The sequence below is a fragment of the Variovorax sp. 01T432 genome (assembly GCF_056398605.1).
The window spans coordinates 13,352-28,926 of record NZ_JBFTPS010000021.1 but is presented as its reverse complement, the minus strand read 5'-3'; the positions used below and the strand labels follow the sequence as shown (position 1 = coordinate 28,926).

At 66.1% G+C, this 15,575-nt stretch carries 15 protein-coding genes; 14 read left to right on the top strand and 1 reads right to left on the bottom strand.

What is annotated here, in order from left to right; translation table 11 throughout:
• Positions 1 to 11 precede the first annotated feature (11 nt).
• Genes AC1DNF_RS17185 through AC1DNF_RS17160 form a run of 6 tightly spaced genes read left to right on the top strand, consistent with a single transcriptional unit; the run spans position 12 to position 5,452 of the window.
• A complete protein-coding gene (locus tag AC1DNF_RS17185) occupies positions 12 to 1,238 on the top strand; it encodes an urea ABC transporter substrate-binding protein (RefSeq protein WP_478149819.1) in 1,227 nt (408 codons plus the stop codon).
• A gap of 23 nt (positions 1,239 to 1,261) precedes the next feature.
• On the top strand, positions 1,262 to 2,128 hold the full coding sequence (locus AC1DNF_RS17180; RefSeq protein WP_478149818.1) for a branched-chain amino acid ABC transporter permease: 867 nt from the start codon (positions 1,262 to 1,264) through the stop codon (positions 2,126 to 2,128).
• Positions 2,125 to 3,207, top strand: coding sequence for a branched-chain amino acid ABC transporter permease (locus AC1DNF_RS17175; protein ID WP_478149817.1), 1,083 nt, complete (start codon positions 2,125 to 2,127; stop codon positions 3,205 to 3,207). Before AC1DNF_RS17180 ends, AC1DNF_RS17175 begins: the two co-directional genes overlap by 4 nt.
• Positions 3,204 to 3,923 carry an ATP-binding cassette domain-containing protein gene (locus AC1DNF_RS17170; RefSeq protein WP_478149816.1) on the top strand — a complete coding sequence of 240 codons (720 nt, stop codon included), beginning with the start codon at positions 3,204 to 3,206 and terminating at the stop codon, positions 3,921 to 3,923. Before AC1DNF_RS17175 ends, AC1DNF_RS17170 begins: the two co-directional genes overlap by 4 nt.
• Before the next feature lie 16 nt (positions 3,924 to 3,939).
• Positions 3,940 to 4,644: an ABC transporter ATP-binding protein gene (locus AC1DNF_RS17165; protein WP_478149815.1), complete on the top strand. Its 705-nt coding sequence runs from the start codon at positions 3,940 to 3,942 to the stop codon at positions 4,642 to 4,644.
• A gap of 43 nt (positions 4,645 to 4,687) precedes the next feature.
• Positions 4,688 to 5,452, top strand: a complete 765-nt coding sequence (locus tag AC1DNF_RS17160; RefSeq protein WP_478149814.1) for an SDR family NAD(P)-dependent oxidoreductase — start codon at positions 4,688 to 4,690, stop codon at positions 5,450 to 5,452.
• 22 nt (positions 5,453 to 5,474) lie between these two features.
• Here AC1DNF_RS17160 and AC1DNF_RS17155 read toward each other — a convergent pair whose 3' ends face one another.
• Positions 5,475 to 6,812, bottom strand: coding sequence for an MFS transporter (locus AC1DNF_RS17155; protein ID WP_478149813.1), 1,338 nt, complete (start codon positions 6,810 to 6,812; stop codon positions 5,475 to 5,477).
• Between the two features lie 170 nt (positions 6,813 to 6,982).
• Between AC1DNF_RS17155 and cyoA the strand changes: the two genes are divergently transcribed.
• The 8 genes from cyoA to AC1DNF_RS17115 all read left to right on the top strand — a co-directional run bounded on the left by cyoA (position 6,983) and on the right by AC1DNF_RS17115 (position 15,573).
• Entirely contained in the window at positions 6,983 to 8,050 is a 1,068-nt protein-coding gene (cyoA, locus tag AC1DNF_RS17150) for a ubiquinol oxidase subunit II (RefSeq protein WP_478149812.1), read from the top strand.
• A gap of 8 nt (positions 8,051 to 8,058) precedes the next feature.
• Entirely contained in the window at positions 8,059 to 10,062 is a 2,004-nt protein-coding gene (gene cyoB / locus AC1DNF_RS17145) for a cytochrome o ubiquinol oxidase subunit I (protein WP_478149811.1), read from the top strand.
• Complete coding sequence (cyoC, locus tag AC1DNF_RS17140; protein ID WP_478149810.1) at positions 10,055 to 10,699, top strand: cytochrome o ubiquinol oxidase subunit III; 645 nt, start codon at positions 10,055 to 10,057, stop codon at positions 10,697 to 10,699. The genes cyoB and cyoC overlap by 8 nt, the downstream gene beginning before the upstream one ends.
• The gene (gene cyoD / locus AC1DNF_RS17135) at positions 10,696 to 11,100 is read left to right on the top strand and encodes a cytochrome o ubiquinol oxidase subunit IV (protein WP_478149809.1); all 405 of its coding nucleotides are present in this window, start codon (positions 10,696 to 10,698) and stop codon (positions 11,098 to 11,100) included. Before cyoC ends, cyoD begins: the two co-directional genes overlap by 4 nt.
• Complete coding sequence (locus AC1DNF_RS17130; RefSeq protein WP_478149808.1) at positions 11,097 to 11,819, top strand: SURF1 family protein; 723 nt, start codon at positions 11,097 to 11,099, stop codon at positions 11,817 to 11,819. The genes cyoD and AC1DNF_RS17130 overlap by 4 nt, the downstream gene beginning before the upstream one ends.
• Positions 11,788 to 13,113 (top strand): ATP-binding protein, encoded by a 1,326-nt coding sequence (locus tag AC1DNF_RS17125; RefSeq protein WP_478149807.1) that lies wholly within the window; start codon positions 11,788 to 11,790, stop codon positions 13,111 to 13,113. The genes AC1DNF_RS17130 and AC1DNF_RS17125 overlap by 32 nt, the downstream gene beginning before the upstream one ends.
• On the top strand, positions 13,103 to 13,639 hold the full coding sequence (locus AC1DNF_RS17120; RefSeq protein WP_478149806.1) for a response regulator transcription factor: 537 nt from the start codon (positions 13,103 to 13,105) through the stop codon (positions 13,637 to 13,639). Before AC1DNF_RS17125 ends, AC1DNF_RS17120 begins: the two co-directional genes overlap by 11 nt.
• Before the next feature lie 191 nt (positions 13,640 to 13,830).
• On the top strand, positions 13,831 to 15,573 hold the full coding sequence (locus tag AC1DNF_RS17115) for a ShlB/FhaC/HecB family hemolysin secretion/activation protein (RefSeq protein ID WP_478149805.1): 1,743 nt from the start codon (positions 13,831 to 13,833) through the stop codon (positions 15,571 to 15,573).
• Positions 15,574 to 15,575: the final 2 nt, after the last annotated feature.

Genomic DNA, 15,575 nt, shown 5'->3' with positions numbered 1-15,575 from the left:
GGAGTTCTTCCATGGATCGTCGTTCCTTCATCAAGGCTTCCGGTGCCACACTGGCCGGCACCGCCGCCCCCCTGTTCCCGCTCGCGGCCCTGGCCGCCGATGAGATGATCATCGGCAGCATCCACGACCTCTCCGGAGGACTGGACATCTACGGCAAGCCGATGGCGGACTGCATGACGCTCGCCGTCGAAGAGCAGAACGCGGCCGGCGGACTGCTGGGCAAGCAGCTCAAGCTCGCCACCTACGACCCGCAATCCAACATGCAGCTCTATGCGCAATTCGCGCAGCAGGCGGCGCTGAAGGACAAGGCCGCGGTGGTTATGGGCGGCATCACCTCCGCCTCGCGCGAAGTGATCCGCCCGGTGCTCGACCGCAACCGCACGCTCTACTTCTACAACACGCAGTACGAAGGCGGCGTGTGCGACCGCAATACCTTCTGTACCGGCGTGACGCCCGCGCAGACCGTCGCCAAGCTGATCCCCTACGCGATGAAGAAGTGGGGCAAGAAGGTGTATGTGATCGCGGCCGACTACAACTACGGCCAGATCACCTCCCAGTGGGTGAAGAAGTTCGTGCAGGACAACGGCGGCTCCGTCGCATCGATCGACTTCTTCCCGCTGGACGTCACCAACTTCGGCCCGACCATCTCCAAGATCGAAGCCGCCAAGCCCGACATGATCGTCTCGGCGCTGGTCGGCGGCGCGCACATCTCCTTCTATCGCCAGTGGGCCGCGGCCGGCCTGACAAAGAAGATCCCGCTGGCCTCCACCACCTTCGCGGGCGGCAATGAGCACATCGTTCTGTCGCCGGCCGAGACGGATGGCTTCCTGGTCTCATACAACTACTTCCAGAACCTGGATACGCCCGAGAACAAGGCCTTCAAGGAACGCTTCTACAAGCGCTTCGGCAAGGACTATCCCAACATCACGGAACTCGCCATGGGCACCTACCAGGGCTTCAAGCTCTGGGCCGAGGGTGTGAAGAAGGCCAAGTCACTGGACCGCATGAAGGTGACCGAAGCACTCGAATCGGGCATCAGCATCAACGGACCGAGCGGCAAGGTGACGGTGGATGCCGAGACCCACCACTGCGTGCTGAACGTGAGCATTGCCGAGGTGAAGGACAAGCAGCTCAACATCGTCGAGACCTTCCAGCAGCAGAAGCCCACGGACACCAGCGCCGTGTGCAACCTGATCAAGAACCCGAAAGACAACCAGCAGTACGTCATCAAGGCCTGAATCCGCATCTGCCGAAGCCCCCCATGGATCTCGCCCTCATCGTCATCATCCAGGTTCTCTATGCCGTGGCCAGCCTGGTCATTCTCTCGGCCGGGCTGGCCGTGATCTTCGGGATGATGAAAGTCATCAATCTCGCCCACGGCGAATTCATGATGCTCGGCGCCTACGCCGTCATCGGCGCGTTGAAGCTGGGCGTGAATCTGTGGGTCGCGATCTTCATCGTCGCGCCGATCGCGGTGGGACTGATCGGCATCGTGCTGGAGCGGCTGATCATCCGGCGCCTCTACGGCCGAATGGTCGACACCATGCTCGCGACCTGGGGACTGTCGCTGCTGCTGGTCGGCATCGTCACCTCCATCGCGGGCAACACGACGGCGGGCGTCTCGGCGCCGCTGGGCAGCTTCTCCATCGGCGCCTACTCGGTCAGCAGCTACACGCTGGTGATCATCGCGGTCGCCGTGGCGCTGGCGCTGGCGATCCGCTGGGTGCTGATGCGTACGCAACTCGGCCTCATCGCGCGCGGCACCATGCAGAACCCCGACATGGCCAATGCGCTGGGCATCAGCCCGGGCCTGGTGTATTCCGTCACCTTCGCGGTCGGGGCGGCGCTGTCGGGGCTGGCCGGGGGTCTGCTCGCGCCGCTGACGGGTGTGGTGCCCACGATGGGTGCCGCCTTCGTCGCCAAGGCCTTCATCACCGTGATCGGCGGCGGCCCGGCCATCCTTGCCGGCCTGGTCGGCGCGTCCTCGCTCTTCGGCGCCATCAATCAACTGGCCACCTTCGTCACCACGCCGGTGTTCGGCGAGGTCGCACTGCTGCTGGCCGCCATCGTCATGCTTCGCCTGCTGCCGCAAGGCATCACCGGACGCTTCTTCAAGGGATCCCTGTGAACCGATTCGCCAAGTCATGGATGAGCTGCGCGCTCAGCATGGTCATCGGCATCGCGCTGATGCTGGGCCTGCCCGGCGTGATGGACGACTACACGCTCATCCAGGTCACGATCTACGCCGTGATGTCGATCCTCGGCGTGAGCCTGGGCTTCATCTGGGGCTTCGGCGGCATCCTGTGCTTCGGCCAGGCCGCCTTCTTCGGGCTCGGCTCGTACACCTACGCGCTCGCGGTGATGAACACCGGCGACAGCACCCTGCCCTTCATCCTCGCCATCGTGGTGCCCGCGCTCTTCGCGGCCCTGCTGGGCTACGTGATCTTCTACGGCCGGCTCTCGGACGTGTACATGGGCGTGATCACGCTCACGGTGACGCTGATCCTCTTCAACCTCATCAACTCGACGGCCGGGCCGGAGTGGCGAATCGGCAAGGCGCCTCTCGGCGGATTCAACGGCATCCCCGGCATCCCGACGCTCAACGTGCCGGGGCAGCCGGACAACGTGTTGACGCCGAAGGACCTGTTCTACGTGACCTTCGTCTGCCTGCTGGGAATCTATCTCGGCCTGCGCGTGCTGATCAGTTCGAAGATCGGCCGCGTCATCGTGGCGGCCAAGGAGAACGAGCAGCGCGTGCTGCTGCTGGGCTACGACGCGCGCGCCTACAAGCTGTTCTGCTTCACGCTCGGCGGCGCCATCGCGGGGCTGGCGGGATGCCTGTTCGCCAACTGGGGCGCCTTCACGAGTCCGACGATCTTCGGGCTCGCGCAATCGGCGCAGATCATCATCTGGGTCATCGTGGGCGGGCTGGGCACGCTGGTCGGCCCGGTGGTCGGCTGTGTCGCCATCCAGTGGCTGACGACCCAGATCGGCACGCAGCAGGTCTTCAACTCCAACCTCGTGCTCGGCGCGATCCTGGTGGTGTTCGTCCTGATGGTCCCGCGCGGCATCGTGCCGAGCCTGGGCATCGCGCTCGAATCGCTGTGGCGGCGGCTGCGCCGGCCGCAGCCCGCCACGCCCGCCGCGGCGCCTTCGGCCCCGAAGGAACACCCGCACGCCATGCCGGCCACGGAGCAGCCCACATGACGACGCCGCTGATCGAGACTCGCGACCTCAACGTGCGCTTCGGCGGCGTGCATGCCACGCGGGACGTGAACTTCACGCTTGCCGAAGCGGAACTGCGCTGCGTGATCGGCCCCAACGGCGCCGGCAAGAGCACCTTCTTCAAGCTGTTGACGGGCCAGGTCAAGCCCACCTCCGGCCAGATACTGTTTCGCGGCAAGGACATATCGAACATGCAGCCGCACGAGCCGGGCCGCCTGGGCATCGGCATCAAGACACAGGTGCCCAGCCTCTTCAATGGGCTGAGCGTCTGGGAGAACATCTGGCTGTCCGCGCGGCGCCTCAACAGCACGGCGGGCGCCAACCGCATCACGAGCGAGACGCTGGAGCGCGTGGGCATGACGGCCTACCGCGACGTCACTGCCGGGCTGCTCGCCCACGGCCTGCGGCAGTGGGTGGAGATCGGCGTCGTGATTGCCGCCGACCCGCCGCTGATCCTGCTGGACGAGCCGGCGGCCGGCATGAGCGACGCCGAGGTGGCGCGCACGGCCGAACTCATCCTCGAAATCAACCGCCAGCATGCGCTGGTGGTGGTGGAACACGACATGAACTTCATCCGCATGATCGCCAAGACAGTGACCGTGCTGCACCAGGGCGCGGTGATCAAGGAGGACACGCCGGACCGCATCATGAGCGACCCGCTGATCCAGCAGATCTACCTCGGCAAGAAGCCGCACTGAGCCGGAGCCTGATCACATGCTGGAAGTTTCGGGCCTGCACGCCGGCTACGGGGCCATCCCCGTGCTGCACGACATCTCGCTGAAGATCGCCGCGGGCGAATCGGTGGGCATCCTCGGCCACAACGGCATGGGGAAGACGACCATGCTGCGCACGCTGATCGGCGTGCTGCGCGCCAGCGCCGGCACGGTGCGCTTCAATGGCACGGACATCACGCGCCAGGCGCCGCATTCCCGCGCCAAGCTGGGCATGGCCTATGTACCGCAGGGGCGGGAGATATTCCCGACCTTGAGCGCGATGGACAACCTGCGCATGGGCCTGGTGAAGACCGGCGAACGCGACCTGCACACGATCGAGCAGCTGCTGGAGGACTTCCCGCGCATCAAGCCGCTGCTCGACCGGCCCGGCGGCTCGCTCTCCGGCGGGGAGCAGCAGCTCCTGGCGCTCGCCAGGGCGCTGGCCGGCAAGCCCACGCTGCTGCTGCTCGACGAACCGACCGAAGGCATCCAGCCTTCCATCATCGAAGAGATCGCCGAGACACTGGCCTCATTGCGCGGTCGCATGAAGCTCACTATCGTTCTTGTGGAGCAGAACCTGGAGTTCATCGCCGCCGTTTCCGAGCGCGTGCTGGTGATCAAGCGCGGCCAGATCGGCGGCGAGATACCGCGCGAGCACCTGGGCGATTTCGAGATCATGAGCCAGTACACGGGCGTCCACGGGTGAGCGCGGCCTGCCCCCTCCCCAACCACAACGCGAAGGAAGAAAAATGGATCTCGCACTGAAAGGACTCAACGCCCTGGTGACCGGTGGAACCAAGGGCATCGGTCGGGCCATCGCCCAGACGCTTGCCGCCGAAGGCGCCAATGTGGCGCTGTGCGCGCGCAACGCGGACGAAGTGGCTGTCGTGGCGACGGAGCTGGCGGGACGCTATGGCGTCAAGGTCTTCGGCACCGCCGTCGACGTGGCCGACGGGCCGGCCCTGAAAGCCTGGGTGACGGAAGCCGACACCGCGATGGGCGGCATCGACATCGTGGTCGCCAACGTGAGCGCCCTGGCGATCTCGAACGACGAGACGGGCTGGCAGCGCGGCTTCGAGGTCGACATGATGGGCACGGTGCGGCTGGTAGACGCCGCGATGCCGAGCCTGGAGCGCAGCGCCCATGCCGCGATCGTCACCATCTCCAGCGTTTCGGGCCGCGAGATCGACTTCGCCGCCGGGCCGTATGGCGCCTTCAAGGCGGCGATCGTCCACTACACGCAGGGTCTGGCCTACCACCTTGCCGGCAAGCGCATCCGGGCCAACAGCGTGTCTCCCGGCAACACCTACTTCCCCGGCGGCGTATGGAACCAGATCGAGCACGGCAACCCCGAGCTCTACAGGCAGGCGCTGGCGATGAACCCGACCGGCCGCATGGGAACGCCGCAGGAGATGGCCAACGCGGTCGCCTTCCTGGCGAGCCCGGCGGCCAGCTTCATCACGGGGACCAACCTGGTGGTGGACGGCGCGTTGACGAAGGGCGTGCAGCTGTAGCGAAGGGCCGGGCGGCCCGGCATCACTCCCGGACTTCCAGCGCCCGATTGACCTGCAGCGCCACCAGCGTGCAAGCCGCGCCGGAAAGCAGATACACACTGAGGTAGGCGAGCCCGAAATGCGCCGACAGCCCGAGCGCCACCAGCGGCGCGAAGGCGGCCCCGATGAGCCATGCCAGGTCCGAGGTGAGCGCGGCGCCGGTATAGCGGTACTTCGCCTCGAAATTGGAACTCACAGCGCCCGCCGCCTGGCCGTAGGACAGGCCGAGCAGCGCGAAACCCAGCAGGATGAACACATCTTCCCCGACCGTCCCGGCGCCCAGGAGCGTGGGCGCGAAGCCGCTGAAGACGGCGATCAGCACGGCCAGCGTGCCCAGCGTCGTGCGCCGCCCCGCCCGGTCCGCGATCCATCCCGAGGCGATCACACCCGGAATGGCGATCGCCGCGCCGATGATCTGCACGACCAGCACGTCGTTGACCGGCTGCGTCGAATTCAGCGTGATCCACGACAGCGGAAACACGGTGACCAGATGGAACAGCGCGTAGCTCGCCAACGCCGCGAAGGCGCCGATCAGCAGGTTGGCGCCCCGCGCATGCACGAGTTCCTTCAACTTGACCGGGTGGAGTTCGCGCTCCTGCAGAAGGCGCTCGTACTCGTCGGTCACCACCAGCCGCAGCCGTGCGAAGAGCGCCACCACGTTGATCGCGAAGGCCACGTAGAAGGGATAGCGCCAGCCGAAGTCGAGGAACTCCTCGGACGACAGGTTCGAGTTCAGGAACAGGAACAAGCCGCTGGCGATGATGAAGCCGATCGGCGCGCCGAGCTGAGGAATCATCGCGTACCAGCCGCGCCGATGTTCTGGTGCGTTCAGCGCCAGCAGCGAGGGCAGGCCGTCCCACGAGCCGCCGAGCGCAACGCCCTGCAGGAAGCGAAAAACCGACAGCAACACGATGGACGCAAACCCCAGGCTGGCGTAACCTGGAAGGAAGGCCATGCCCACCGTGGAGAAACCGAGCAGGAACAATGCCGCGGTCAGCTTGGCGCCCCGCCCCCAGCGCTCCTGGATCGCCATGAAGGCCAGCGTGCCGAGGGGCCGGGCAATGAATGCGAACGAGAAGATGACGAATGCGTAGAGGGTGCCTTCCAGCTTTTCCTCGAACGGGAAGAACACGGCGGGAAACACCAGCACCGAGGCGATGCCGTAGACGAAGAAGTCGAAGTACTCCGACGCCCGGCCGATGATCACGCCGACGGCGATCTCGCTCGGAGCAATGGCATGGTCGGCCGCGACCTGCCTGGCGTCACGCTCCAGGGTGCGCGTCGAGGGCTCGTGGGATTCGTGACTGACGCTGGAAATCATGCTTGACTTGCTAGTGGCTTAAGTGTTGTTTCAGACAGACACATTAGGGTCTCACCCCTTGCGAAATACCGCAATAGACCGCAGTGGGACAAAACGTCCAATCCCATCCGACCAACGATCGTCGTAGATTCTGCTCGTTCCTGAACACGCTCTCCAATATTTCGCACGGCATGCCTCCCCTTAAGCACCTTCGGCTCCTTCGCGGACTGCTCCTGCCCCTGGCCTTCAGCTTGCTGGCGGGGTGCAAGGCCGTCGTGATGAGCCCCTCCGGCGATGTGGCCGCCCAGCAACGGGACCTGATCCTGATCTCCACCGTCCTGATGCTGCTGATCATCGTGCCGGTGATCGCGCTGACCTTCATCTTCGCCTGGCGCTACCGCCAGTCGAACGCCGAGGCCGAGTACGCTCCGGATTGGGACCATTCCACCCAGCTCGAACTGGTGATCTGGGCCGCGCCGCTGCTGATCGTCATCGCCCTGGGCGCCCTGACCTGGATCAGCACCCACACGCTCGACCCCTACCGCCCGCTCGCGCGGCTGGATGCCGGACGCCCGGTGCCGGCGGACGTGAAGCCGCTGGTCGTCGAAGTGGTCGCGCTCGACTGGAAATGGCTGTTCCTGTACCCCGAGCAGGGCATCGCCATGGTCAATGAAATGGCCGCGCCGGTGGATCGCCCGATCACCTTCAAGATCACGGCGTCGTCGGTGATGAATTCCTTCTACATCCCCGCCCTCGCGGGCCAGGTCTATGCCATGCCGGGCATGGAAACCAAGCTGCACGCGGTCATCAACGCGCCGGGCGAGTTCGACGGGTTCTCGGCCAACTACAGCGGCGCGGGCTTCTCCGGCATGCGCTTCAAGTTCCATGGCCTGAGCGCCGGCGACTTCGACAAGTGGGTGCAGACGGCCCGCAGCGGCGGCGGCGAACTCAGCCGCGCCGGCTACCTCCAGCTCGAACGCCCGAGCGAGCGCGAGCCGGTGCGCCGCTATGCCGGCGTTGCCTCCGGCCTGTACGACGCCATCCTCAACCGCTGCGTCGAGGCCAACAAGATGTGCCTGAAGGACATGATGGCCATCGATGCCGGCGGCGGCCTGGGCAAGCCGGGCAGCTACAACCTCGCCTCGCTCGACCCGGCAACCCGCACCCGCCTGAACCTGGACGGCCAGCCGGCCAGGATGTACGTCGGCGCCATGTGCACCGTGAACGACCCGCCGATTTCCCTTTCGCGCCCGCAATAACTCTCCCGATGTTCGACCACCTCGACCTCACGAAGCTCATCTTCGGCCGCCTCACCTGGGAGGCGATTCCGTTCCATGAGCCCATCCTTCTCTGGACCTTCATCTTCGTCGCCCTCGGCGGCGTGGCGATGCTGGGCGCATTGACCTATTTCCGGCTCTGGGGCTATCTCTGGCGCGAGTGGTTCACCAGCATCGACCACAAGAAGATCGGCATCATGTACGTCATCCTCGGGCTGGTGATGCTGCTGCGCGGCTTCTCCGACGCGATCATGATGCGTCTGCAGCAGGCGGTCGCCTTCGGCAACGTCGAGGGCTACCTGCCGCCACACCACTACGACCAGATCTTCACCGCGCATGGCGTGATCATGATCTTCTTCGTCGCGATGCCGCTGGTCACCGGGCTCATGAATTTCGCCGTGCCGCTGCAGATCGGCGCGCGCGACGTCGCCTTTCCCTTCCTCAACAACTTCAGCTTCTGGATGACGGCCATGGGCGCCGGGCTGACGATGACCTCGCTCTTCGTCGGCGAGTTCGCGCGCACCGGCTGGCTGGCCTATCCGCCGCTCTCTGGCATCGCCTACAGTCCGGACGTCGGGGTCGACTACTACATATGGTCCCTGCAGATCGCGGGGGTGGGCACCTTGCTGTCGGGCATCAACCTCATCGCCACGATCGTGAAGATGCGCGCGCCCGGCATGGGCCTGATGAAGATGCCCATCTTCACCTGGACCGCGCTGTGCACCAACGTGCTCATCGTCGCCGCCTTCCCGGTGCTCACGGCCGTGCTCGCGCTGCTGTCGCTGGACCGCTACGCCGGTACCAACTTCTTCTCGAACGACTTCGGCGGCAACGCCATGATGTACGTCAACCTGATCTGGATCTGGGGCCATCCGGAGGTCTACATCCTGATCCTGCCGGTGTTCGGCGTGTTCTCCGAGGTCGTCTCCACCTTCTCCGGCAAGCGGCTCTTCGGCTACGCCTCCATGGTGTATGCCACGGTGGTGATCACCATCCTGTCCTATCTCGTGTGGCTGCATCACTTCTTCACGATGGGCTCGGGCGCCAGCGTCAACTCCTTCTTCGGCATCACGACGATGATCATCTCGATCCCGACGGGGGCGAAGATCTTCAACTGGCTGTTCACCATGTATCGCGGCCGCATCCGCTTCGAAGTGCCGATGCTGTGGACGATCGGCTTCATGGTCACCTTCGTGATCGGCGGCATGACGGGCGTGCTGCTGGCGGTGCCGCCGGCGGACTTTGTGCTGCACAACAGCCTGTTCCTGATCGCGCACTTCCACAACGTGATCATCGGCGGCGTGGTGTTCGGCCTGTTCGCCGGCATCACGTACTGGTTCCCCAAGGCCTTCGGCTACAAGCTCGATCCCTTCTGGGGCAAGTGCTCCTTCTGGTTCTGGCTGGTCGGCTTCTACTTCGCCTTCATGCCGCTCTATGTGCTGGGCCTGATGGGCGTCACGCGCCGGCTGAGCCATTTCGAGGACCCGTCGCTGCAGATCTGGTTCATCCTCGCGGCCTTCGGCGCCTTCCTGATCGCGCTGGGCATCGCCTCCTTCATCATCCAGCTGGTGGTCAGCTACCGGCGGCGTGAGTCCCTGCGCGACACCACGGGCGACCCGTGGCACGGCCGCACCCTCGAATGGTCGACCTCCTCGCCGCCGCCCGCCTACAACTTCGCCTTCACGCCGCTGGTGCATGACAGCGACGCCTGGTGGGACATGAAGAAGCGCGGCTACGAGCGTCCGCTCGCGGGCTTCATTCCGATCCACATGCCCAAGAACACGGGCGCGGGCTTCATCCTGGCGGTGCTCAGCGCGGCCTGCGGATTCGCGCTCATCTGGCACATGTGGCCGCTGGCCATCCTCGCATTCCTCCTGCTGGTGGCCGCCACGATCGGCCACACCTTCAACTACAAGCGCGACTACCACGTCCCCGTGGAGGATGTCGTGCGCATCGAAGGCGAACGCACACGCCTGCTGGCCAGCCATGTCTGAGATCACCCTCTCCTCCCCCACCGCCGGCGCGATGAACGTGCCCGAGAAGCTGCGCTTCCACGTGCCCGACGAGCACCACCCGGAGAACGGGACGCTGCTCGGTTTCTGGCTCTACCTGATGAGCGACTGCCTCGTCTTCGCGTGCCTGTTCGCGATGTATGCCGTGCTGGGCCGCAGCTACGCGGCCGGCCCGTCGGGCGCCGACCTGTTCGACCTGCCCCTGGTGGCGCTCAACACCTCGCTGCTTCTGCTGTCGTCCATCACCTATGGCTTCGCCATGCTGGAGATGCAGAAGAACCGGATGCGCGCGACGCTGGCATGGCTCTTCGTGACCGGCCTGCTCGGCGCCGGCTTCATCGGCCTGGAACTGCACGAGTTCGTGCAGCTCATCCAGGACGGCGCGGGCCCGCAGCGCAGCGCCTTCCTGTCGTCCTTCTTCACGCTGGTCGGCACGCACGGGCTGCACGTGACCTTCGGCATCGTCTGGCTGGTCACGCTGATGGTGCAGGTCTCGCGCAAGGGGCTGATCCCCGAGAACCGGCGGCGCCTGATGTGCCTCTCCATGTTCTGGCACTTCCTGGACGTGGTCTGGATCGGCGTCTTCACCTTCGTCTACCTGATGGGAGTTCTGCCATGAGCGCGCACATCGACAGTCACGCTTCTCACGATGCCCACGACGCGCACGGCCACGGCCATGACGACGGCACGCCCCACAGCACCTTCAAGGGCTACGCGACGGGCTTCGTGCTGTCCGTCATCCTCACGGCCATTCCCTTCTGGCTGGTCATGGGCAAGGTGTTCGACAAGTCCAGCGTCACGGCGATGGTCATCCTGGGCTTCGCGGCCGTGCAGATCATCGTTCACATGATCTACTTCTTGCACATGAACACCCGGTCCGAGGGCGGTTGGTCGCTGCTCGCGCTGGTCTTCACGATCGTGCTCGTCGTGATCACGCTGAGCGGCTCGCTGTGGGTGATGTACCACCTCAACCACAACATGATGCCGGCGACCATGCAAGACATGAAGAACATGCCTTGAGGCTCGCATGGGCGTTCTGCGCGGCACTGGCCTTCGCGGGCTTCGTCGCCCTCGGTACCTGGCAGCTGGAGCGCAGGGCCTGGAAGCTGGATCTCATCGAGCGTGTCGAGCAGCGCGTGCACGCACCGGCCGCCGACGCGCCCGGCCCCGGACAATGGCCGCGGCTGAGTGCCGCCGCTGACGAATATCGTCACGTGCGTCTGGCCGGAACATTCCTCCACGATCGCGAAACCCTGGTGCAGGCCTCGACCGAACTCGGCGCCGGGTTCTGGGTGCTGACGCCGCTGCGGATGGCGGACGGCCATGTGGTGCTGGTCAATCGCGGCTTCGTCCCGCCCGAGGCGCGCGAGCGCCAGGCCCGCGGCACAGGCGAGCCCTCTGGAGAATCCACCGTCACCGGCCTGCTGCGCATGAGCGAGCCGGGCGGCGGCTTCCTGCGCAGGAATGATGCCTCCGGCAACCGCTGGTATTCACGTGACGTGCAGGCGATCGCCAGCGCGCGCGGCCTCAGCGGCGCCGCGCCCTTCTTCGTCGATGCCGACGCCGCCCAGCCGCGTGGCTGGCCCGCCGGCGGCCTGACCGTGATCGCCTTCCACAACAACCATCTGGTCTACGCGCTCACCTGGTATGCGCTGGCGCTGATGGCCGCCGGTGCCGCCTGGCGCGTTGGGCGCGAAAATCGCCCGGATGAACGAAGCGAAGATGCCCGCCCGGGCTGAAGCCGTCGCCAGCCTGGACGACGCCACCGGCCTCAAGAACATGCAGCAGCTGATCCAGCTGCGCTGGATCGCCGTCGTCGGGCAGATCGTCACGATCGAAGTCGTGCACTACGGCTTCCAGATCCCGCTGCCGCTGGAGCACATGCTGGCGGTGCTGGGTTTCCTCGCCGCATTCAACCTCATGAGCCAGTTGCGCTGGCGCGGGCACCGCGAGGTGACGAACGGCGAACTCTTCGTGGCGCTGCTGGTCGACGTGGCCACGCTCACGGCGCAGCTCTACCTCAGCGGCGGCGCGACGAATCCCTTCGTCTTCCTGTACCTGCTGCAGGTCATCCTTGCCGCGGTGCTGCTCGAGGCGTGGTCCATTCAGGTCATGGTCGCCATCACCACCGCCTGCTTCGCCGGCCTGGCGCTCTACGCCAAGCCCCTCGCGCTTCTGCCGGACCACGACCGCGGCCTGGCCAGCCCGTACATCCAGGGCATGCTGGTGTGCTTCGCGCTCAACGCGGCGCTGCTGGTGATCTTCATCACCCGCATCAGCCGCAATCTTCGCCAGCGCGATGCGCGCCTCGCGGACCTGCGCCAGCGCGCGGCCGAGCACGAGCACATCGTGCGCATGGGCCTGCTCGCCTCGGGCGCGGCGCACGAACTCGGCACGCCACTGGCGACGCTGGCGGTGATCCTCGGCGATTGGCGGCGCATGCCCACATTCACGCGCGACCCCGAGCTGCTGCAGGAGGTCGCGGAGATGCAGGCGCAGGTGCAGCGCTGCAAGACCACGGTGAGCGGCATCCTGCTCTCGGCCGGCGAGGCCCGGGGCGAGTCGTCCGTGAAGACGACGATCCGCACCTTCATGGATGCCCTGGCCGAGGAATGGCGCGCCACCCGCCCCGCCACCACCTTCATCTACGAGAACCGCTTCGGCCAGGACCTGGCGATGGTGTCGGATTCGGCCGTGAAGCAGATGATCTGCAACGTGCTCGACAATGCGCTCGAAGCCTCCCCGCATTGGCTGAGCCTCGAGGTGGCGCGCGACAAGGAAGCGATGACGCTGACGGTGACCGATACCGGCACCGGCTTCGCGCCCGCCATGCTGGCCCAGCTCGGCAAGCCCTACCAATCGAGCAAGGGACGCCCTGGCGCCGGCCTCGGCCTGTTCCTGGTCGTCAACGTGGCGCGAACGCTCGGCGGCAGCGTCGCGGCGCGCAACCGCCCCGAGGGCGGCGCGATCGTGACCATCACCCTGCCGCTCGCGGCCATCACCTTGAAGGAAGAAGAAGGACATGGAAGCTGAACGCCTTCTGCTGATCGTCGAGGACGACGCCGCCTTCGCACGGACCCTGGGCCGCTCCTTCGAACGGCGCGGCTACACGGTCCTCCTGGCCAGGAGCCTGGACGAAGTCACGGTGCTGCTGGAGAGGTATTCGCCGGGCTTTGCCGTCGTCGACCTCAAGCTGAGCGGCGAGGCTTCCGGCCTGGCCTGCGTGCAGACGCTGAACACGCACGACCCCGAGATGCTGATTGTCGTGTTGACGGGCTTTGCCAGCATCGCCACGGCCGTCGAGGCCATCAAGCTCGGCGCCTGCCACTACCTCGCCAAGCCCTCCAACACCGACGACATCGAGGCCGCCTTCGGCCGCGCCGAGGGAAGCACCGAGGTGGAGCTGACCAACCGCTCCAGTTCGATCAAGACGCTCGAATGGGAGCGCATCCACGAGACGCTCGCGGAGACCGGCTTCAACATTTCCGAGACCGCGCGGCGGCTCGGAATGCACCGGCGTACGCTGGCGCGCAAGCTCGGGAAACAGCAGGTCAAGTAGTCTTCGTGAAGAAGCGCGCGGAACTATTTTGCACGGACGCACGCTGAAACAACCCTTCGACCTCCGCCGTCAGAATTGAGCACATTTGAACCTTTGAGGTAGCCACAGAATTCGCGCCCTGTACCAACGTATGAGGGCATCGGATGCGGTTCTTGGGAGTGGCGGGGCACAGGGCCCTTCGGCAGGCACGCATGCGCGAGCGCGCCTGCTTCAGGGGCGGCATCCTGGCGGCGGCCGCGCTCATCGCGGCGGCGTCTTCCCAAGCGAAGACCCCGGAACCGCCCTTGGCTCGCGAGCCCTTCATCGAGGGGCTCCGGCTGCAGGAACGCGAACGCGCGCTGCGGGATCGGAACGAAGGTCCCGTCGACGATTTCCTGCCGCGCGAGACACCCAGGAAGGCCGAGCGCCTGCCCTCGGGCGAAGCCCCCTGTTTCCGCATCGATACCCTGCGTCTCGAAGGCGAACGGGCGGAAGACTTCCAGTGGCTGCTCTCGTCGGCAGCGGGGCCGGATGACGACGACAGCCCCCTCGGCCACTGCCTGGGCACTGAGGGCCTCGACATCCTGCTTTCGCGCCTGCAGCAGGCGCTGATCGCGCGGGGGTGGGCCACCACCCGCGTGCTGGCCGGACCCCAGGACCTGAGCGGCGGCGTGCTCAGCCTCACGCTGGTTCCGGGGCGCATCGCAGCCATCCGACTTGCCGATGGCTCCAGCGCGCACGCCACGCTGCGCAACGCGATCCCCGCCAGGCCCGGCGACCTGCTCAACCTGCGTGACATCGAGCAAGGCCTGGAGAACCTGAAGCGCGTGCCGACCGCGGAGGCCGACATCAAGATCGAGCCTTCCCGCGCGGCGAACGCCGCGCCCGCCGACAGCGACCTCGTCGTCACCTACACGCAGGCACGGCGGCTGCGCGCCTCCCTGAGTGCGGACGACGGTGGAACCCAGGCCACCGGCCGCCACCAAGGCGGCATCACGCTCTCCGGCGACAACCTGCTGGGGCTCAACGACCTGTTCTACGTCAGCGCCAACCACAGCATCGACGGCCAGCGTTTCATCAGCGCGCCGACGCAGGGCACCGAGGGTCAGGTGATGCACTACTCGGTGCCCCATGGCTATTGGCTGCTGAGCGCGACCGCGTCGAGCAGCCGCTACCACCAGACCGTCGCCGGATTCAGCCAGGACTATGTCTACGCCGGGGAGACCCACAACGCCGAGGTGAAGCTCTCGCGCCTGGTCTACCGCGACCAGCGCCGCAAGACCACGTTGAGCGTGCGCGGCTTTCGAAGCGAGTCGCGCAACTTCATCGACGACACGGAGATCGACGTGCAGCACCGCATCGTCGGCGGATGGGAGCTCGGTCTGACTTACCGCGAGTTCTTCGGCGAAGCCACGCTGGATGCCAATCTCGCCTACCGCCGTGGCACTGGCGCTTTCGGCGCCATCCGCGCACCGGAAGAGGAGTTCGGCGAAGGCACTTCGCGCCTGCGCCTCCTCACGGCGGACCTGGCCCTGAACCTGCCCTTCAAGCTCGGCGAGGAAAAGCTGCGCTACAGCGGCCATTGGCGCGCGCAGTGGAACCGCACCGCGCTCACGCCGCAAGACCGCTTCGGCATCGGCGGGCGCTACACGGTGCGCGGCTTCGATGGCGAGTCCAGCCTCCTTGACGATCGCGGCTGGCTGGTTCGCAACGACATCGGCTGGACGCTGGGCGAAAGCGGCGCGGAGCTCTATGCCGGCGTCGACTACGGCGAGGTCGGCGGGCCGTCCACACAGGACTTGCTCGGCCGGCATCTGGCGGGCGGGGTGATCGGCCTGCGCGGCGCCATCAGGGGCCTGAACTACGACGTCTTCATCGGGGCCCCGATCAGCAGGCCCGAAGGATTTCGCACGGCCGGCGTCAGCGCCGGCTTCACCCTCAATTACAGCTTCTGAAT